This is a genomic window from Reichenbachiella sp. 5M10 (assembly GCF_002742335.1).
In the GTDB taxonomy this organism is placed as follows: domain Bacteria; phylum Bacteroidota; class Bacteroidia; order Cytophagales; family Cyclobacteriaceae; genus Reichenbachiella.
Genome location: NZ_MDGR01000007.1, coordinates 783376 through 802721, shown reverse-complemented (window position 1 = coordinate 802721; position 19346 = coordinate 783376). Strand labels below are relative to the sequence as shown.

At 40.2% G+C, this 19346-nt stretch carries 20 protein-coding genes; all 20 read right to left on the bottom strand.

What is annotated here, in order from left to right; genetic code table 11:
- Nucleotides 1-39: 39 nt before the first annotated feature.
- The gene (locus BFP72_RS19300; RefSeq protein ID WP_255397264.1) at nt 40-315 is read right to left on the bottom strand and encodes a hypothetical protein; all 276 of its coding nucleotides are present in this window, start codon (nt 313-315) and stop codon (nt 40-42) included.
- 99 nt (nt 316-414) lie between these two features.
- A complete protein-coding gene (locus BFP72_RS03295; RefSeq protein WP_099597742.1) occupies nt 415-696 on the bottom strand; it encodes a hypothetical protein in 282 nt (93 codons plus the stop codon).
- A 1-nt stretch (nt 697) separates the two neighbouring features.
- Nucleotides 698-1096, bottom strand: coding sequence for a hypothetical protein (locus BFP72_RS03290; RefSeq protein ID WP_099597741.1), 399 nt, complete (start codon nt 1094-1096; stop codon nt 698-700).
- Between the two features lie 297 nt (nt 1097-1393).
- Complete coding sequence (locus BFP72_RS03285; protein WP_099597740.1) at nt 1394-1963, bottom strand: hypothetical protein; 570 nt, start codon at nt 1961-1963, stop codon at nt 1394-1396.
- A gap of 250 nt (nt 1964-2213) precedes the next feature.
- Nucleotides 2214-2564 (bottom strand): hypothetical protein, encoded by a 351-nt coding sequence (locus BFP72_RS03280; RefSeq protein WP_099597739.1) that lies wholly within the window; start codon nt 2562-2564, stop codon nt 2214-2216.
- A 261-nt stretch (nt 2565-2825) separates the two neighbouring features.
- Nucleotides 2826-3821, bottom strand: a complete 996-nt coding sequence (locus BFP72_RS03275) for a DUF4365 domain-containing protein (RefSeq protein ID WP_099597738.1) — start codon at nt 3819-3821, stop codon at nt 2826-2828.
- 215 nt (nt 3822-4036) lie between these two features.
- Nucleotides 4037-4678 carry a hypothetical protein gene (locus BFP72_RS03270; protein ID WP_099597147.1) on the bottom strand — a complete coding sequence of 214 codons (642 nt, stop codon included), beginning with the start codon at nt 4676-4678 and terminating at the stop codon, nt 4037-4039.
- 11 nt (nt 4679-4689) lie between these two features.
- Entirely contained in the window at nt 4690-4842 is a 153-nt protein-coding gene (locus BFP72_RS19100; protein ID WP_158233261.1) for a hypothetical protein, read from the bottom strand.
- A gap of 682 nt (nt 4843-5524) precedes the next feature.
- Entirely contained in the window at nt 5525-5971 is a 447-nt protein-coding gene (locus BFP72_RS03260) for an acetyltransferase (RefSeq protein ID WP_099597736.1), read from the bottom strand.
- 219 nt (nt 5972-6190) lie between these two features.
- Nucleotides 6191-6745, bottom strand: a complete 555-nt coding sequence (locus tag BFP72_RS03250; protein ID WP_099597734.1) for a YbhB/YbcL family Raf kinase inhibitor-like protein — start codon at nt 6743-6745, stop codon at nt 6191-6193.
- 88 nt (nt 6746-6833) lie between these two features.
- The gene (locus BFP72_RS03245) at nt 6834-7769 is read right to left on the bottom strand and encodes an AraC family transcriptional regulator (protein ID WP_099597733.1); all 936 of its coding nucleotides are present in this window, start codon (nt 7767-7769) and stop codon (nt 6834-6836) included.
- 130 nt (nt 7770-7899) lie between these two features.
- Nucleotides 7900-8589 carry a hypothetical protein gene (locus BFP72_RS03240; protein WP_099597732.1) on the bottom strand — a complete coding sequence of 230 codons (690 nt, stop codon included), beginning with the start codon at nt 8587-8589 and terminating at the stop codon, nt 7900-7902.
- Between the two features lie 164 nt (nt 8590-8753).
- Nucleotides 8754-9701, bottom strand: coding sequence for a hypothetical protein (locus BFP72_RS03235; protein WP_099597731.1), 948 nt, complete (start codon nt 9699-9701; stop codon nt 8754-8756).
- 76 nt (nt 9702-9777) lie between these two features.
- Nucleotides 9778-11754, bottom strand: a complete 1977-nt coding sequence (locus BFP72_RS03230; protein WP_099597730.1) for an ATP-binding protein — start codon at nt 11752-11754, stop codon at nt 9778-9780.
- A gap of 191 nt (nt 11755-11945) precedes the next feature.
- Complete coding sequence (locus BFP72_RS03225) at nt 11946-12401, bottom strand: hypothetical protein (protein ID WP_099597729.1); 456 nt, start codon at nt 12399-12401, stop codon at nt 11946-11948.
- On the bottom strand, nt 12401-12799 hold the full coding sequence (locus tag BFP72_RS03220; protein ID WP_099597728.1) for a hypothetical protein: 399 nt from the start codon (nt 12797-12799) through the stop codon (nt 12401-12403). The genes BFP72_RS03225 and BFP72_RS03220 overlap by 1 nt, the downstream gene beginning before the upstream one ends.
- A gap of 636 nt (nt 12800-13435) precedes the next feature.
- Nucleotides 13436-14137, bottom strand: coding sequence for a hypothetical protein (locus BFP72_RS03215; RefSeq protein WP_099597727.1), 702 nt, complete (start codon nt 14135-14137; stop codon nt 13436-13438).
- Nucleotides 14138-14439: 302 nt separating this feature from the next.
- Nucleotides 14440-17283: a PD-(D/E)XK nuclease family protein gene (locus BFP72_RS03210; RefSeq protein WP_143519915.1), complete on the bottom strand. Its 2844-nt coding sequence runs from the start codon at nt 17281-17283 to the stop codon at nt 14440-14442.
- Nucleotides 17284-17295: 12 nt separating this feature from the next.
- Nucleotides 17296-17874, bottom strand: coding sequence for a 3'-5' exonuclease (locus tag BFP72_RS03205; protein ID WP_099597725.1), 579 nt, complete (start codon nt 17872-17874; stop codon nt 17296-17298).
- Nucleotides 17874-19325 (bottom strand): Na+/H+ antiporter NhaC, encoded by a 1452-nt coding sequence (nhaC, locus tag BFP72_RS03200; RefSeq protein WP_099597724.1) that lies wholly within the window; start codon nt 19323-19325, stop codon nt 17874-17876. Before nhaC ends, BFP72_RS03205 begins: the two co-directional genes overlap by 1 nt.
- Nucleotides 19326-19346: the final 21 nt, after the last annotated feature.

The following is a 19346-nucleotide window of genomic DNA, read 5'->3' as shown; positions in this document are numbered from 1 at the left end:
GTTCGATCGAATCCAGTGCAAGAAAAAGCAAAGTGGTGTCTATCCTAAATCCATAGCTCGGTCTATAAAACCACGATATGACTTAGTTGAAAGGGTGGTTTCAAAGGCGAATGACTCTCCTTTAGAAACGAGTTCCTGAAGTCGTTCAAGCATTAAACGACCTGCTCTAATTCCTGCTTTATCAGGGTTCAAAGGAGAAATGCCACGTGCAATTTCATCTGCGTTAACAAATTCATCACAATCGAATATTTCAGGAAGAATTGTGTAGGACAAAGTTGTCTTACCTGCTCCGTTCGGCCCTGCTATTACATACATTTTTTTCACGCCACAAATATAGCAGTTATCTGTTCAGTTCCCATCAGGCTCAATTCCCCTCAACGGTTTGAGTATGATGCGTGTCCCGCAGGGCATGCACTATACCCGTTGTTGTAGGGCGTTTTTCTTTATTCTTTTTATTACTCGATAAATTACAATTCCAATCAGAACCGCGTTAATTACATACCAAAGATTGAAACTTATATAATTTACTTTTTGCCAAAAGGTCATACTTTCCAAACTCCAATATTCGCCTTTACTCGCATCATAAAAATCATCGTAGTTCATCAATAACAAGGCAAGGACAAAATAGATAAACAAGTCAATAATAATTACAGCTAATCCAATAAGTATATTTTTAAGTGTAAAGATTTTAGCCATATTATTTCATTTCCGGAATTCTCAATTTCAAAAAGTTCTTCTTTATCAACTCGGTCTGTGAAATCTCAAGGGTTTGTTCGTCTTTTTCGTCCGCTTTCCATTTTGTCACCGCATTAACAGTAAATTCAATTGTGTCATTCATTCTTGGTGGCGAAAAGGCTTTTTCAAAGTCAGTCCAAATAGTTGTTTCCAAAATTTCCAATTTGGTCAAGTCGCAGTTGTGATTTGCGAAGTGGTCTGGTAGCCAATCCAAATAGTCATTTAATAACTGTCGGCTCTCTTTGGATTCTGCTTGGTCGGGCTGAATTGTCTTATTGATAAAGTCAAATGTTGTCTTACTTCCAAGTCCGAGGTTGTACAAGTCAATCAATACATTCACAGCAATTCGTCCACTTTTCATATAGTCAATGCTTATGAAGGAGTGAGTGAAATTGTGAATTGTCGATTTATAATTCTTGTACTTCATCGTCTTTTTTTAATGCCCTACAACGCCTGTGTAGGACGATGTGCCCTCACGGCTTGGTTAAAGCAGAAAGATAGCCGATCCGCGCACAACCACAAAAGCTCGTTTAGCCATTAGTCCAAAGTTAGACAGCCAAGGAAACCACGAATGCGTTATCGGTATTCTAGAGATTCCGCGTGGAGCGGTGGTGTTGCTTCTGGCATTGATTCGGAAAGCTCGCATGGGCATTCGTGCCTACACCTTGTTATCATTTTTATTTTTTGGTCTCCAGCTCTCATCAAACGGTTTGATTTCTGGTGTTAACTTTCCAACATAGAAGGTAGTACCGCGATCTGCATCTTTGCCGTTTTTGTAATTGTCGAGACTAATAATAATAGAACAAATAAGAGGCTGGTCAGCATCTGGATTGAGGTGTATCTGATACTTTCTTGTTTCTAGCCATTCTAGTTCATTCTGTTCGTAATATCCAATTTGTATGTCGTTCAGAAATATTGATGTTTTCAGCCCTTTGTGGCTAATTAGTTGATAGACATCTGTGTTGTTTGAACATTTATAGTAGCCTTTCCAGCTTGATTTGATCTGTAATATCGATGTAGAATTGCCATGTTTAATAATATAAGTTGGTTTATATATGCTCCATTTTTTGTTAACGCTTGCGAGTGTATTTAAGCTGGAATTATGGATTAGAGTATTAGAAAATAACCAACCCCAGCTGTTAACTCCTTTATACACCAAATCTTCTCCATTATTTATGTAGTATTTGGTAGCAAAAAATGAGGAGACAACTTCTAATTCTAAAAACATCGATTAATGATAACGTCCGCGTATGGCGATGTGCCCACACGGTTTGATAAAGCACTAAAGTAGCCGAATCGCGACAAACTACAAAAGTCTATTTAGCCATTCCTGTTGATCGAGACAGCTTGAGTCACGAATGACCATTCCTCGGTATTCTATTGATTCCTGAGCGGAGCGGCGGTGCTGTTTCCCGCACACCTTCGGTCACGCAGCTTGGGCATTCGCTATACGCAATGTTACCTGTCTTTTTTCGTACTTACTGTTTGAAAAGTTCCACAGATTGTAGTTGACCTATTGAATCCGATTTGAGCTCTAATATGTCATAATCCCATGTGTGATTTTCTGGGTTGTTCAGGGTAGTTCCAATGATATACGATGTTGAGGTACTTGTTAGAATTTCTGTTGAGGTTGAGATTTCCAATATAAGAGAGTCTGTTGCGGTATTTGAAAGGTTAGCTAGTCCGTTGGCAACTGCGCTTAGTGTAACAAATGCTCTGTTTCTTTGTTCGATTACACTTCTAAGTTCTTCCGTTCGACTGGATTCTACAAAGTAGAGAGTTCCGAAAATAAGGGTTGAAATTGAAGCAATTATCGCAAGTATTTTCATTGACTTTTTTGTTTAAGAGGGTTGGATCAACGTAGAGATTTTGCAGTTAGATTAATGACAGGTAACGCTCTGGCTATGCACCGTGACGTGTTTAAGTTCGTATTTCGTTTCGTTTATCTAAGTAGCGAATTCTTTGAATTCGCATAGTAATTTCTTTTTCACACTAGGCGAATTCAGAGAATTCGCGGGGCTTGTAAGTAACCACAAATCTTTCTTAACCCACTGACACGACATGGTGTCATAGGTGATGTTGTGCTTTCGTTATTTTTTCACCTCAATCGATTCTGGTACTTCTGGATATGACATCATAAAACTCAAATATTTAGGCATATACCACTCTCTTGTTAATTCCTCGTACATATTGCCAAGATTTGTTAGCCCGTGCCAAACTCTTATGATTTCTAATTTCACTGTATTCATTTCGGTACCATCAAGTAAGCTTTTCTTCAATTGTTTAATTTCTGTTTTAGCAAGAGGAAGAGGTTGCCAGTTTTGATAGTCCCATATTTCTAGATATTCTATCTGTTCGATGAAATACAAAACTTGGGTCTTAATTTCATCAGCATAAATATTTGCTTCATTGGCTAAAGAATCTCGATAAGTGAAAAGAGGAAAGTCTTTATAATTCAATAAATGATTGATTTCATTTTTTTGATAGGCAAACTTTGCAAATGCTGACAGCATCTTTGCACGCTTTCCATAATATTCTAAGGCTGGCTTACTTATATGCTTTAACGATAACTCATTTAAGACAGGAATCGTTATAGTTACATCTTTTTGAGATCCGTAATTGGGGTTTCTCGGAAATAGAATTTTGTCTATATAATCATTGAGACAAATGAAATACACTTTCCTTGTATCTATATCGACAACAAATAAGAGAAAAGAAATACTAGAGCCAAGAGATTGAATTGTGTAAATGCTGTCCGTGTCTATCACAAACTTAATAACATCTATGTTAAAATATTTACTCTTATCTTCTCTCCAACCAACTTTTGCTACGTTTCCAACAGGATATATTTTTTCGGTCTTTATTTCTATACACTGTACTGACTTAACTTGAACATACAAATACTCTCCCAATGCCTCTGAAACCTTTTCATTTACTTTGTCAAAGATTTCGATAACTATATCGACTCCATAATCAGGTCTATTAAATTCTCGAATTACCCAGTTATTTGGTAATACATCCTTAATAATTTTATAAGATTCATCCTCCATTTCATGTTGGAAGACTCTCTGCTTTTTACGAGCCATTTATTTTTTTTCTAAATGAAGCACAACGCCTAGCTATCCTCTGTGGTGCTTGACGTGTGTTTTGTTTCGGTTACAAATTAGGAAAATCTTCGATTTTCATCACTACCTTTTTTCAACCATGTGAGGAAAAGCGAAGATTTTCCGGTGCTAGTAGAAACCGCCAACCTCAATTCTAGCAGGAATCACCATGGAGGATAGGTGATGTTAGCGTGTCGTTATTTTTGTTTGCCAATCCATGTGTTTCCCCGTTTTAGTACAAACGCCTTTTCTATTCCATCTTCAGTTTGTATCGTTCGGGTTGGTGTATTGTTTTTCACAAGTTTCCTATATGATCTAACGTCATCAAAAAAATCTTCAGGGCTCCAATAATCATTAATATCGAGATCAGAATATTCAGACTCAAACACTAAATCCTCATCTTCTGTTGAATCCCAATGAAACATAGAAACTCTATCTTCTTCGTTGTTAAATAGTTTGATAGGAAATTTCAAAGGTTCTTCATGAAGGTTCCACATTTGTTGATAATGTTCAGCTCGGTCGCCAATTGCTGATACTACTTGAGAATCGATAAATCGTCTATCGTTTAACCAAATCGCAAGATAGAAGTCATCAAAGTTATCTTCTAGTTGTTTCTTCCAAAGTTCGTAGATACTCAAAAGATGAGAAAACAGCTGTCTTCTGTAATTCGCAGGATAATCTACTTCATAGTAGAGGTTAGACCAAGGATCTACTTTTGACTTGCAATAATAGTACTTCGACTCCTTTAGAATTTCAAGGTTAATTCGTTGATGCCCTTCGAACCATTTATCAATATTCTTTTGTCTTCTTTTAAGCCCTCTTAGTTTTTTTGATCTCAATGTATGCGGAATTATTGTGTTCTGAAAATACCCCAAATAATTGTCGCAATTAAGGCTACTATCGCAAGAATGGTTACGGCAATTAACTCTGTTTTTCTCGACTTCTCTCGTTCCTTGATGACAAGTCGTTTAAGTTGATGTTCACTTAGTTTTTCTTCTTCCATTCTGGTAGATCTTCGGTCTTTCGCCATGCACGCTAACATTTGTGTAAAGTGCACAGTGCACTTTATATCTACTATGTCTTTTATACTGTTCTTTATTTTTCTACGTAGTGACAGCTCTCAATAAGGCGAATAGCCCACAGGGTAGAGATAGCTGCACACTTCGAAGATAGTGATAGTCTAGTGACCAAACAACAATCCTAGGTTGATACCTACTTGCTCCAAAAACCTACAGAAGGGCTATTCGGATTCCGAGTAATGCCTCAGGCGAAGGGGCCAAAGCATATAGCAAGCTTCCCTTGATCGTGTACTTATTTCTCGAACTTATGCTGCAGGATGCCGACTGCTGATCGGCTTGGTGAGGCCAAACTAGTATTTCCCGTCGATATTTCCCAAGGCTACAGGCAAACCCCTTCGAATAGCACAAAACGCCATGAGATGGGTGCTATATTTGGGATTGGGAGGGGGATAAGACCTGACCTGTCCAACCTAAGCTTAGTTCGGCTCCCATGTTGCCTTACCTCAGGGTCGAGGTAAGCTTAGGTTCACCCTGCAGTAAGCTTAGGTTGGGGCTTTGGTAAGCTTACCTTCAGGCTCAGGTAAGCTAAGTTTTTGCTCAAAACGCATAAACCCTGCTCAAATGCCTTTTTAGAAGGTTTTTGAGTTGTTAGTATTTCGTATTTTCTTATTTCTCTAGTTTCATATGTAAAGTCGGATAAGGTTTTCCTGATGAATCTAACTCTGAACGTTCATATGTTTTAAATCCAAACTTCTCATAAAATCCAACAGCCTGTTTATTATCTTCATTCACGTCAACTTTTGTAACTTTATGTTCTTTGATTGAATATTCTAAAAGTACTTTCCCGATACCATTTCCTCTTACATCTGGGTGTATAAATAGCATCTCAAGATTACCATCAGCAACGCCACTAAACCCTATTATTTCTTCTTTTTCGTTCCTGACACATCTCAAGTCAACCGCATCAAGGTATGTGTTTAAAATCAAGGGTTTGAAATATTCAATATCCTCCTCTTTCAAAAAATCATGAGTTGCTCTAACTGAGGCTTCCCAAACATTTACAACTTCCTGATATTCTTCTTTTCTGATGTTATCAATTTTGTATTGTATCATTCTTATTCTCCTTCTATTTTGTTGGTATTGGGTCCCTCCCCAAGAAGTGTTGTGCACGAATCACCAATGGCGATGATGTCAGTTTTGAGGAACTGGCCGGTATTATCAGCAATGTTTAGTATCAGACCATGAAACGGTCTCACTGCTGTGAGACCGTTTTTCGTTAGAGGGCATTTAGCCTGAGTGTCTACCATGTGCCCTATCGTTTGTTAGAGACTTTTACTTTTTCTCTCTTTGATAGTAGGTGATTATACTTGCTTTCGCTATAGTATTGCTCCATAGATAGTATCCTACTATTGCCGGATTTGTGTTTTCATCTAAGCCTAGCTTTGCTGTTTTCAAGGCATATACGGTAATTACATATTTATGTAGTCCATGACCTTCGGGTGGGCAAGGACCGCCATATCCTTTAGCTCCATAATTGGTGATACTTTGAATAGCATTTTTTGGCGCAAGGTCGGCCGAGACATTTCCAGCATTACTAACTAATTCGTTTATATCCGACGGGATATCAAACATTACCCAATGCCACCACCCACTTCCTGTTGGAGCATCTGGATCATACATCGTCACGGCAAAGCTTTGAGTTCCTGCAGGAGCATTCTTCCATGTTAATTGAGGCGACTCGTTCTTGCCTACACAACCAAAACCATTAAACTCTTCTGTTAAAGTTGCTTGTCCTCCGAGATTCTGACTTGACAAAGTAAATGTTGATTGGCTAAATGACACTTGAGTGATGATGCCAAAGGCAACCGATAAGATTATCTTTTTCATAATTGTATATTTTAAATTCGTGGACAAATATCATTTCTAATTCAACAGTGCCGTTAGTTGAGCTGGCTCAAAAAGTATTGCTAAAAGCTCAATCCAATTGATATTGCTTTGGAGTCATTCCATACTTGGATTTGAAGGCTTGAATAAAGTTGGTCAGTGAATCATAGCCAACTTGTAAATAAATATCGGTGGGTCTTTTTCCCTCGCTTTTAAGTAACAAGGCGGCATATTCTAACCTTCTTTCCTGAAACCATTTACTTGGAGAAGTATGAAATTGTCTCTCAAATGTTCGCTTAAAAGTAGATATACTCATGTTGCACAAGAAGGCGAGTTCATTGATTGTTAGTCGGTTGAGCTTGTTGTTTTCCACTATTTCCTGAAAGTGATGTTCATGTTCGTTTGTACTAATTACGAATGAAGAGAGTAATTCCACCCCCTCCTTATCAATCAGATACAGCATGAGCTCCTCAAACTTTACTTGTAGAACTTTATCCCTGTGAACAGAAGATAGGTTGACTAGGTGAGCAAGACTCTTAGCAAAAGATCGTAGGTAATCATCATATTTAATGGATTGAACTGATTTCCTTTCTGTCATCTTGGATAGCACAATAGAGTATTTCCTTATAAAGCGTAGCAGAGCTTCATCCGTGAAAAAGAAAAGAATGCTTCTATACCTTTTCAGCGTATCGGTAAATTTCTCCGTCATAAGGCACTTACCTGACTTCATTAAAAGGAATTCGCTATTCGAAATGGCACTAAATTTCGTATCTGAGTAAACCTCTTTATTCCCTTCGGTCAGGAAACTGAAGGTATTCATAGATAGGTTTACTTGCTGTTTGGTCGATTCTTGCTCCACTTGGTAATCGAAGGCTACAACGCTTGAGCCTTTATTGATAATTAATTGTTCTGGAAGGGAGATTGTTTTCAAGGTGCAATTGTCTCTAACGCCTGTGTAGGACGATGTGCCCTCACAGGTATCTAAGATAGGCGAATCGCTCGATACTGCAAAAGTCTGTTTAGCCATTCCTGTTGATCGAGGCTGATTGGCTTACGAATGACCATTCCTCGCTATTCTATCGATTCCCGAGCGAAGCGGCGGAGCTGTTACCTGTAGCGTTTCGTTGTGGTGGCATGGGCATTCGCTATACGCGCTGTTACCTAGCGTTTTTTAGCCATTCAGTTAAGCGAATACATAAGGCGTTTGCGTATTCTGATGTTGCTCCGTAGTTCTTGGTTCTTAGTTCGACAGCAACTTCGGGTTGTGAATTTCTGAGGTTAAGCATCACGCAGGTGTTCTTGCCACTTTGATTGACTGATAATGATTCAAAATCGAAAGGTGAATATTGGGAAGTGAATTTTCTTCTGTTCAAACCTCTTTTAATCGTTATAGAGTTCGAGTTCAGAATGAAGTACTTAAAATCGTAGAATCCCATTCTTATGTATCCTGCAACAAGAGCTACTATTGAAATGTACATCCATCTTATACCTGCAGATTGATTTCCTAAAGAAAAATAGATAATGCACATGAATGCTAATAAAACGCCAATTCCTATTAGGCTCATGCCCGTTAATCCGGTCTTATTGTCTCTGTAAATCTTTAAAGTATCTGAGGAAGTTGAGAAGTTCAACCGATAGTCTTTCAATATATTTAGTAAGTCTATAAGATCATACTTGGAATATTCAGGTTTGAGCTTCTTCAATAGTTCAGTTTCGTCTCGTTCTTCAAGTAATTTTGTGGCAGCTGATCTTGCATCGCTCTGGTATTTCGGACTATTCGCAATCTCATACAGTTCGGAAGATAATTTGGTGTTGTACTGCCTCTTGAGACTGGATTCGACTGTCATTTCTTTATGCTAGGTAACGCCTATACATCAAGCGTGCGTTTTTTATGTAGTTAAGTTTCGGATGCAAAATAGCTGAATCTGCGATTCAGCGGGGCTAGAGTAAACTCAAAACCTTTCCTCTAGTAGCCAAAAGCATGATTTGATGTATGATGTTATACACCTTTTCACCTCATACCCATTATATCGGTGGGTGCATATTGATCACAGTATATTTCAATTCCAAATTTCATTATTAGTGCAATTACCGGCACAGCCAGAGCTTTAACACCAATACCAAGATTAATAAAAGCCTCAGAAACAGCGATTCCGATTGAATACTTGTTTAGGATTGCACCCATTCCTTGTTTGTACCAAGCTTGATAAATATCACTCTCTTTATCGCATAATGATTTATACAAAACTCTTTTTACAGAAGAGAATATAGTTTTGCCTACTTGCTTCGTTTGGATGGCTTGTTTGGGTGGTGGTAATTTGAGCCTCTCTGCTGAAGGTAGAAGGTTCTTTGAAAACTCATCTATTCTAAGAAGTATGTTGATCGCATGCTCTGGAACTTCCTTCCCAATATCTTCGAAAAGATCTTCTTCAGATTTAGATGACGCTATTAGTATTCCCGCTTCGTCTTGAATCTCTTTTGGGTCTAATTTTTGAGCAAAGTTCTCCTTAATCGCGAAAAGAGCTCCCTCTTGGTCAAACCTTGTGATTATCTGTTTCCTAAATTCTTCGCGCTTCGGTTGTGACTTAATTACTTGATCGTTTGATAGTACCTCCTGAATTATTGGCTCAGCTTTAACTAAATCACTTTGTCGCAAATAGCAGATTGCAAGAAGTGATGATGCTTCTAAATATACCCTCGTTCGATTATTGACTCTCTGACGTACACCAATTAGACCCCTTTCAGCAAAATCAAGCTTGCCAGCTTCCATAGCTGATTCAAAAAGTCTGTTTTTTGCCATCATGAGTTTTGCATCATGACCTTTAGGTAAGTAGATAGATTGCAGGTCAACGATTATAGATTTTGCTGTTTGTAAATCACCGCGTTTGGCCGCTTGTTTTAAGGCTGGTTCGAGCCTCTTAATTCTCTCTTTCTGAACTTTGTCTAATTTTTGTATCATTTAGGATAAGTGGTGTATAAGGTTTGTATATGAGCCGTATCCCGAAGGGTATGGCTTATATATGTTGTTGTGCGCTTTATTCTTCATATTTTTCTTCCTGAAATTCAATGGCTGAATCAGGATCGTTAAGAAAATCGATAAGTTCACTCAGGACTATCAAATCCATTTCTTTCTGTCCTGAACTTATGTTGGTCATAGTGTGGGTTATACCGTGATATTCTCTTAAACTTAAATTGTCAGGGTTTATTAAAGATGTAATGGAATAATTCTGTTCATATTCTTTTCCCGTTTCCCAACAAACCACAATACTTACATCATTTGAATTTTTGTTTCCATTTTCAATGTCCTCAATTAAACCATCAAGGGAGAACTTATATTCAAGTATCCTTGGTGAGCTTTTGAAAGGTAAATTAATTCCTTCAACATTTTCTTCCAGGACTCCCAAAGGATTCGTTTCTTCATTATACAAATGGTGTTCTTTTGGAGGGTCAATAATGACGCGTACCAAACCATCATAAGTTAATCTCTCATTCGTAGACATTACACGTATTCCACGTATCACACCACCAGCTAATAGCTGATTAAAAAGTGCAATGACATCTTGTTCACGAGTTGGTATAGAAGTAATGGCAATCTCTCGAGAAGGAAGGAAAAAATTCGGATTTTGAATCAATAAGGGTTTGTTAGTTTCGTGTTCCTCCATTTCCTTTTTCCAATCCTCAACTTTTGCTTCCCTTGTTAGATTAGGTGTACTTCCAGTATTTGTTTTTAGATACTTCTTAATTTTAAGGAGAGGTCCATCTGCTATTTTCTTCGAAATTTCTTTTGCAAAATCAACAAATTCACTCTGAAACCCTTTGCGACCTAAATCTGGGCTACAATTGTCAAAATGAATGAACACATGAATCTGATTTTGACGTCCAATATTTCTATTTAAAGGTATCTGGATGGTCTCTCCTTGTGGCATATTATTAGCTCCTATTTGAATTCCTCCATACGCTAATGATTGCCCACTTCTGATATTTAAAGAATTGTTGATGGCTTCCCAAATCTTCAATGAATAAACATACACTACATATATTTGAGGTGTATGGGATTTTAAGATTTCTTTTTCATCCTCTGTTAATCGAATTTCTTTAGCTTTCTCCAAAGCAAGAATTTCTTCGGCATTCCATTTTTGATATATTGAATCCAGATTCTTAAACTTTGAAGGCATACTAAAGTTGGCGCCTTTCTTTTGGAAGAGCTCAAGTTCTTTAGCTTTTAATTCGGATACTGACGCGGATTTTTTAACATGTTCATGAGGTGAAAAGTATTTAGTCCCTTCTTTGGTAGTTTCTGTTTCTTTACCATTTCTGTCTATAACTTTTATATGAACCTTGATTTTGTTGTTTTCTATGAAAGCACCAATACCAGTTTTTATTGATAAAATTTTTTCCCAAGATTCAGCTTCTGAAGCAACAATCCATTTTAAATCTTTAGGATGAGTTTGTTTATCAAACTTTAAATAAATAGAAACACCTCTGTCAAGATTTTCGAAATTAGAGTCTTTAGAGCCGCTTGTGTCCGGTTTAATTTTGGGGTTTCCAGAGGGGTTCTGGTCATTTAACCATTTTCGCGCATCTTCCATTTTGCCAATTGCACTGAAATCTGAGGTTTTAGTAGCCACTTGAATAAAGTTGAATCCATATGCTAAATACGTTGCACCAACTCCTTTGTGCCCACGAGTATCCCCAGATTTAAAAGAAATATCTGGACAAAGAAACTGTTTGAATTCATCTTCTTTTAAACCTACACCATTGTCCGTAACAGTAAGTGAGTTGTCTTGAATGTTAACGGTTATCCAAATTTCAGGAGAATAACTATTGTCCTCTGATTTATTTCTTAGTTCAACTGAGTCCAGAGAGTTTTGAATTAACTCACAAAACGGATCATACCATCCCACATAAGAACTTAAGATATTATTGATTTCTCTCTTTTGGGCTAATGCAGCTACATCCGTATCAGCGTTTCCTTTAGCCTTTAATGGGTCAAATGCTTCAAATTCATTCATATATGGTGTTCATTTTTTTATTGCGCACAACGCTCAGCTATGATGAGTGGGGATTGTAAAGTACTAACCTCTCGTCTCGCACATAGCCACGCCTTAATTTAAAATTAATAATTGTGGCGGACTTTCCAATCCCCACCAAAACATCCTGCTTGATGAAACCCCATTCATTCATAGCGTTTGTTGTATGGCGTTTATCCTATTTCAGCTGACCCTAGAATTAGTTCGATTTCTTTGTTCAATTTCTCATCATTAGGATATGGTGTCATCCAAGTGAATTGAAGTAGTGTTTGATTGAGTCCGATTTCGAAGTGTTTATATGTTACATTGGCAGATTCATCTGATTTGCAATAAACGACTGCACCATGCTTAGAAATATTAACCAGTTTGGGTGAGTTCTCTGAGTTGATTTCTAAGGATTTATTTCGAGTGTATTGATACTCTGGATTTTTGTTAGTTAGTTCAGATGCATACAGAATTCCATCTAGCTCCTTATTAAAGAATGTGAAAGTTGATTCGCCTTTTTTGTGAGCGTACATTTTCCAGTTTCGAGGAAAGATAATCCTTGATTTTCCAGTTGGGAACGTGAAATATTCTATTGGCTCAGACTTTAGAGGTCTTTTGAAAAAATTAAAGAGCTTCTGAATCATCAGTTCAAAGTTTCAAGAAAATCTAGTTCAACCGTTCCAATGTATTGCATCAAATGTCCACGACTTTTTGCATTGTATGTCCCTTGGATTCTTAACTTTCGGCCTTTGAGTTTCAGAAATTGTTCATCTGTGATTTGCTCATGAAGTTCATCTGAAAAGTTAACCCAAACAGCCTCGTTAGTATCGCTACGTTTGCGTTCGAAAAGTCCACTCATTTCAAATTCAGAGAAGTAGTAGCCAGTTAGCTCAATTTTTTGTTCGTGGAAGTTGATTTTGTTCGCCAGTTCAGAAATTTCTAGAGTTGGTAGGTTAGAGGTTTCCGTTCCCCTTCGGATTGGTTCAGATGTACATCCGAGAGTTATGATGATAATTGCTAAGAATGTGAATTTGCTCTTCATGTAGTCAATGCCATACAACGTCGACTGTATGTTTAGCTTTAGCGTCGTTGATTATTTGTAAGCTGACCATTCAGTCGTCTAATTTAAACAGCTTACAAGTTAATCAATGAAATATACGCAGTGTTATTGTTCGTTTGAAAATTGGAATCTACCCCTGCTTTACGCTGTTTTGGTCTGAAAAAAATATGAGTTATAGACCGGGCTATGAATCGTCTTTTTGAAGAAGAGAGGTCCTTTTTAACTGCTTAACCCTTGAAATTGTGGCGATTTTCGCCTAACTTAAATCTCAAGTTTTGTCAACGTGTCCACGTTTTGAAAGGAAAGACTGCTTTCAACGAGTCCTGACGAGCAAAACTTGATCCTTCGGATAAACCACACTTTCAGCCAATATCATTCGACTTAAATCCGCTCTAAAAGCAGCGAAATGTCCTCGCCAATTTTCTTATGAACTCTAACGCCCAGCTATAATCCGTGGTGTTGGGATATGCAGGCTGTTTCTGTGACAATCTAGGAAAATCTTCGATTTTCATCACTACCTTTTTTCTACCATGTGAAGAAAATCGAAGATTTTCCGCCCCCGAGAAAACCGCCACTCACCGACTCTAGCACCAAACCACCATGGATTTATAGGTAATGTTAGCGAGATTTTTGGATCGTTTCAGCTCCGAGCTTCATTAAGCCATCATATGTCATCTCTTCAACGATTTTTGCTGAAACCTTTTCTTTCTTATTTTGCACTTGCTTCATCAAGAAACTTGATAAAATCATGAAGTTTTCCAGTTCATCTTCATGAAATGAGTAATTAGCCGCCTCAGCGTAGTTCATTCTTGATACCAACTGACCATCTATATATTCAAATTGAATAAATGCGATTACTTGCTCTAAATGATAATTGTTAGCATGAGCAATAAAGTTGTTTCTTATTTCTACAATTCGATTGTGAAATTCGATTGTGTTGTCAGCATTCATTAAAGAGTTTGGAAAATTACGTTTTATAAAGTCTTGATTAATTGAGAGTCTGCCTTTTGATGAATTAAAACATCTACAATACCCGATTATTGTAGATACAAAAAGAGACCGCTTTATTAATAAAATAGGATCTTCATAATCGTCCTTGCTGTATTTTTCATATTCTTCAATTCGAATATCGCCTAATTCAGAAATCGACCGTTTTACCATTTCTAGATCACTTTCTATTGAACAGTAATCGATGAATTGTTTGACGAATTTACTCTTAGGATCAAGAACTGCTGAGTTAGGAGGTAATCGTCCGATTAGATGTTCGGTTAATTTATCCTTCGTAATTGGATCAAATATTTTGAATGATCTTTCTTCCATATATACGTTCTCGCTAACATTTGTGTAAAGTGCACAGTGCACTTTATATCTGCTATGTCTTTTATACTGTTCTTTATTTTTCTACGTAGTGACAGCTCTCAATAAGGCGAATAGCTCACAGGGTAGAGATGGCTGCACACTTCGAAGATAGTGATAGTCTAGTGACCAAACAACAATCCTAGGTTGATACCTACTTGCTCCAAAAACCTGACGGAGGGGCTATTCGGGTTCCGAGTAATGCCTCAGGCGAAGGGTTCAAAGCTTATAGCAAGCTTCCCCTGACCGTGTACTTCATGACTATGCTAAGCTCGTCTACAGATTTGGATGTAGGGGCAATACTTGCACTTGTCCAAGTCCTCCGTCTGACTAAAATCCTTGGCCGTATCAAAAATCTCCGTAAGCAAGCGCCCCAAGACTTCCAAAAATTCTTCTTCAACCCAGGCATAATCACTCAACACACGAGTGGATGATCTTCTCCCTTTCTTTTGAGTAATTTGCCCATCAAAATCAACCTGATGCAGGTCTCTGCTGTTGTACAAGATAGGCTGGATGGGTTTCTGCATCCCTGGATGGTTGTCCTTGTAGAGCATCGAATAGTAGAGCAACTGAAACACACCCTTGTTGCGGTGGTCCTTAGCCTCTGCATCGATCAGTTGCTCGACCTCCGTAAACTCACGCTTGTCACGTCCCGACTTATAATCCACGATACGAATCGTATCGTCTTTGCGATCCACACGATCTATCACTCCTTTGAGTCCGACTTTGGCTGGACCTTCGTGCATCTCTATTGGGAAATCCACGGTGTAGTCCTTCGACTCCAGTGCCACGATCTCCAGCGGACTTTGGCGTGCATCGGCCTGTAGGATATACTGTACGAACTTCTTGATCACTTCATGCACAATCAGCTGGCGACCGATGGTATTGTTGGCATTCTCCACATCCAGTTTGTGCTCCTCAAACGAACGGTTGACCGCCGTCTCGATGTGTTGTTCAAGTGATTTCACTCGCTCTGTGGTCAATACCCCTTTGTCTTCGTAGAGCACCTCTAGGGTATGATGCAGCAGATTGCCCAGCAGTGAGGGGTCAATGTCTTCTTTGATTGCATTGGGTTCGTAGATTTCTTCGATGTAGTTGAAGTAAAATTTGAGCGAGCAATCAATGTAAGTATTCAATGCAGAGGGAGACAGTCGGCGAGAGTGGTCACTCCCTACCAAATACCGCTGGAGTTGCTTCAATGCCTCTCCGGATTTCTGCTTGACAATCTTGTCCACGGGGTCTGCACTGACCTTGGTCAAGACGGACGACTCGACAAACTGGATTTTTGACTCATGCTGCAACTGCTGCACATAGCGACTCAATTCCCCGTTTTTGTTGAACTCCGTGATGTTGTTGTAGGTGATCCAAAGCTGCTCCGTATTGTGGAGGAGCCTGTAAAACAGGTACGCTTGCATGGCGTCCTGATGTTCCATAGTAGGCAAGTCAAAGGCCTTTCGGATGTTGTATGGGATGAAGGACGACTGGCTCGAATCCTTGGGCCATGCGCCTTCATTCATGCCTACGATCAGCACTTTGCGAAAACTCAGGTTTCGCGTTTCGAGAATCCCCATCACCTGTAGGCCTCCCTCGATCTCCCCTGTGAATGGCAGCTTCATCGACTGCCCGAGTTTCTTGTACAACCGCAACAATGACGCAATGGGTAGGGCAATTTGATATTCAGAATACGCGGTAGACAACCGCTTGAAAGTCGCATGCAGCAAGATTGCCACGGACTTGTCCAAGCTACCCAAAGTTTCCAACTCCATTCGTTCGATAAACTCGACCAATGACCTCAAATATTGCTCCGCGCTATCTGCCACAACCAAAAGTTCGGCTATTTGAGGCAGGTCCTCCTCGATCTGTTCGTACTTGAAGTAAAATTGGTTTTGCTCCAAACACTTGGCCTTGAACCCTTCCACCACTTCGTCTGAGATCCCCAGCAAATCGTGAAACGACAGCAGCATTTGGATCTCCTTGTAGTTGAACTGTCTCCCCTTGTTTTTGTGCACACGAAGCTGAAACTCTATCATCTTTAGCAGCAGCAAATAAAAGCGCGCGTGACTTATGCCCCATCCCATGGTGACATTGGCCGTCTCTACCGCCTCGGGTAGCTTGTCTAGCAAGCTCGGCAGGTAGGACTCATCAGCGAGGATGACCAGTGTATCTTTCAGCCCCTCCGCAGAGAGAGACAGGGTCTCGATCTGCTGACAAGTCGCCATCACTTGACCCATCTTGAGCGGTGCTGACACGAGCTCGATAGACCGATGCGCTTGATTGAGGTTGGCTTGTAGGTCTCGCTGTATGCTTGGTCCCAAGATGGGATCTTTGCCGTATTCACGAAAAAACAAACCCGACTCTTGGTAAGCATCGCTATAATAGTAGTCGTCCAGTTCCCAAAAAATATCCGAATGCCCTGATTCCAAACATTTCTTGATGATTTTTTCTTCTGCACGAGTCAGGGCGTTGAACCCCGCAAACCATACTTGTTTTTGGGCCAAGCTCTCGCACCGAGTGGAATACTCCCTAAACAAACGCCCCTTGTAGGTTAGGTTTTTCTCTGCCAACAGTTCGTTGAACCGAAGGTATAGCTCATCCAGTATCTCCCAAGACTTGATAAACTCCGTTTGTTTCTTGTCCGGCTCGGGAAGAAATCCTTGCCAAAAACCTTGTACAATCTTTTGATCTTCCTCCGACAAAAACTGAAACGAATCATCCAGTTCCTTTTGTGACTTGATCACTCGAAATACGTACCCTGTCTCGACCAAGTAGTTGTCAATATCGTTGAAATCCTTGAGGATCATTTCCCCCCAAGGGAGAAACGCATCAAAGGGCTCAGCATTCGGTACCAGTGTTTGATAGGCTTTGTAGAGCACAAAGCTGAGCTGCAGTTCGTCCGCCAATCGCCTGTCCTGCTCTTCCTCTACAAGCGCCTCAAAGGAGGTAATCACCGGCGACCAGACGGGTTTGTCATAGAGTGAGGCCAGGTAGCTTGCAAAATATACCCCGGCACGTTTGTTTGGAAAAACCACATGTAGCTGTCCGCAGTTGCTACCAAACTGCTCCTTGCATCGCTGAGCGAGGGAGCGCAAAAAATTAGAATTGCTTTTCAAAACGGATCGTTTTTACGGTTCCAGCTCATCCATTTGGTTGTATACATCGATGCATATCCATGCATCCGTAGCAGCATAGCTTATTTGTGCATCGGTGAGTTCCTCGTTTTCCCAATTGGATACTTGCTGACTTTTTGAGATCCGACCGTCCATGAACATCCCCGCAAAATTGCGTGCGCCAATACTCTCAAAGCCCAGTGCTCTTGCCTTTTCATTGAGATCGACAAACCCTGCAGGTTTGAAGTCCTTCATCTTCTTCAAATCCTTGATATCGTCTCTGATCCCGATCCCCGCGATGATGATCTTGGGGTCTTCAAATAAATCTACGATAGCCTGTGGAAGGCCTGTTTGCAACAAGCGAATCAAGTAGACACGCTCCGGGGTAGCCAACTGCAGCAGCGCGACTGGAAAAAACTGCCCTTTTTTGAATGCTGGCTTGGTCTCAGTATCAAACCCCAACAGGCTAAATTGACTCAAAAACCGAGCGGCCTCTATGGCACCCGCCTCGTCCTCTACGACGATACTTTTCCCTTCATACTTGATCAACGGAAGTTCGTTCACCTCCTGCTTTGTTATTTTTCTTACTTCCATCAAACTTTTTCTTTGTTTGTCAATTTTCGAATCTTCAGATTCAAGTATCCAAATAATACAGTCATGATAGGGCTAATGATGTTGAAAAAACAATAAGGAGCAAAGGCCAAAGTACTCACACCAAGTACAGAAGAGTGGTAGGCACCACAGGTATTCCAAGGGATGAGCACGGAAGTCACCGTCCCAGAATCTTCGAGGGTACGGCTTAGGTTTTCGGGGGCGAGTCCTTTTTCGCGGTAGATGTCGGCATACATCCTACCAGGTACGACGATTGCCAAATATTGGTCCGAGGCGGTCACGTTGAAAAACAAACATGTCCCTGCCGTAGAGGCAATCAAGGATCCAGTTGAGTTGACCACCTGAATGATCGAATGAGCGATTTTTTTGAGTAAGCCAGAGCCTTCCATCACTCCTCCGAAAATCATCGCACTGATGATCAGCCATACCGTATTGAGCATACCGTACATGCCTCCAGAACTCAACAATTCATTGACCATCTCATGACTCGTATTGACGCCTACCGACCCATACAGAGCCTTCATACAACCGACAAACATCACCTGCCAAGCAGCGCCATCATATTGGGCGACTTCCCGAACCACCTCTGGCTGAAAAACCAGTGCAAACACAATTCCAAGCAAAGTACCGGCGAGTAGAGCCGGCAATGCTGGTACTTTTTTGACAATCATGAAAATCACAACTGCCGGCACGATAAACAGGTAAATCGACACATGAAACTTGGCTTCAATCGCCTGCAAAACCGCCGCAGTACCTAAATCTTCGGATGCAGTATCGTGCATGAACCCAAGTACAAAAAAGATGACCAATGTGATACTGATCGACGGCAAAGTCGTGTAAGCCATGTAGCGAATATGTGTAAACAAGTCCGTCCCTGCCATGGCAGGTGCAAGATTGGTCGTATCTGATAGTGGAGACATCTTGTCTCCAAAATAGGCTCCCGACAAGATTGCTCCTGCGACTAACCCTTCGTGTATCCCCATGGTCTGTCCGATACCTATGAGTGCAATCCCTACAGTCGCGGAGGTCGTCCATGAGCTCCCTGTCGCCATGGACACAATCGCACAAACCACACAGGCCGCAAACAAAAAGATCGTCGGACTGAGTATCAACAGTCCATAATAGATCATCGCAGGTACAATCCCACTGATCAGCCAACTCCCTGCGAGCGAGCCAATCATCAACAGGATCAACATAGAAGGCATGGCCGAATTGATACTCTTGGTCACCCCACCGAGAATCTCGTCCCAGGTATAGCCCAATCGAAAGGCCATCAAAGCAGCGACTCCTCCGGAGAGTATCAGTACGATCTGATTGGAACCATCCAATGCCGCGTCACCAAAGATGTACACATTGACACTGAGAAATACAATAAGAAATAGGATGGGGACAAATGCCTCAAGCAGGCTAGCTTCACGTTTCACTCTTATCATCTACTATTGGATAATACTTAA

Excerpts from the sequence above, each read along its gene's own strand:
- BFP72_RS03235 (WP_099597731.1), bottom strand. The coding sequence starts at position 9,701 with ATGATACAAAAATTAGACAAAGTTCAGAAAGAGAGAATTAAGAGGCTC.
- BFP72_RS03225 (WP_099597729.1), bottom strand. The coding sequence starts at position 12,401 with ATGATTCAGAAGCTCTTTAATTTTTTCAAAAGACCTCTAAAGTCTGAG.
- BFP72_RS03220 (WP_099597728.1), bottom strand. The coding sequence starts at position 12,799 with ATGAAGAGCAAATTCACATTCTTAGCAATTATCATCATAACTCTCGGA.
- BFP72_RS19100 (WP_158233261.1), bottom strand. The coding sequence starts at position 4,842 with ATGGAAGAAGAAAAACTAAGTGAACATCAACTTAAACGACTTGTCATC.
- BFP72_RS03280 (WP_099597739.1), bottom strand. The coding sequence starts at position 2,564 with ATGAAAATACTTGCGATAATTGCTTCAATTTCAACCCTTATTTTCGGA.
- nhaC (WP_099597724.1), bottom strand. The coding sequence starts at position 19,325 with ATGATAAGAGTGAAACGTGAAGCTAGCCTGCTTGAGGCATTTGTCCCC.
- BFP72_RS03230 (WP_099597730.1), bottom strand. The coding sequence starts at position 11,754 with ATGAATGAATTTGAAGCATTTGACCCATTAAAGGCTAAAGGAAACGCT.
- BFP72_RS03290 (WP_099597741.1), bottom strand. The coding sequence starts at position 1,096 with ATGAAAAGTGGACGAATTGCTGTGAATGTATTGATTGACTTGTACAAC.
- BFP72_RS03285 (WP_099597740.1), bottom strand. The coding sequence starts at position 1,963 with ATGTTTTTAGAATTAGAAGTTGTCTCCTCATTTTTTGCTACCAAATAC.
- BFP72_RS03250 (WP_099597734.1), bottom strand. The coding sequence starts at position 6,745 with ATGAAAAAGATAATCTTATCGGTTGCCTTTGGCATCATCACTCAAGTG.
- BFP72_RS03260 (WP_099597736.1), bottom strand. The coding sequence starts at position 5,971 with ATGATACAATACAAAATTGATAACATCAGAAAAGAAGAATATCAGGAA.
- BFP72_RS03245 (WP_099597733.1), bottom strand. The coding sequence starts at position 7,769 with ATGGCTAAACAGACTTTTGCAGTATCGAGCGATTCGCCTATCTTAGAT.
- BFP72_RS03205 (WP_099597725.1), bottom strand. The coding sequence starts at position 17,874 with ATGGAAGTAAGAAAAATAACAAAGCAGGAGGTGAACGAACTTCCGTTG.
- BFP72_RS19300 (WP_255397264.1), bottom strand. The coding sequence starts at position 315 with ATGTATGTAATAGCAGGGCCGAACGGAGCAGGTAAGACAACTTTGTCC.
- BFP72_RS03215 (WP_099597727.1), bottom strand. The coding sequence starts at position 14,137 with ATGGAAGAAAGATCATTCAAAATATTTGATCCAATTACGAAGGATAAA.
- BFP72_RS03240 (WP_099597732.1), bottom strand. The coding sequence starts at position 8,589 with ATGACAGTCGAATCCAGTCTCAAGAGGCAGTACAACACCAAATTATCT.
- BFP72_RS03275 (WP_099597738.1), bottom strand. The coding sequence starts at position 3,821 with ATGGCTCGTAAAAAGCAGAGAGTCTTCCAACATGAAATGGAGGATGAA.
- BFP72_RS03295 (WP_099597742.1), bottom strand. The coding sequence starts at position 696 with ATGGCTAAAATCTTTACACTTAAAAATATACTTATTGGATTAGCTGTA.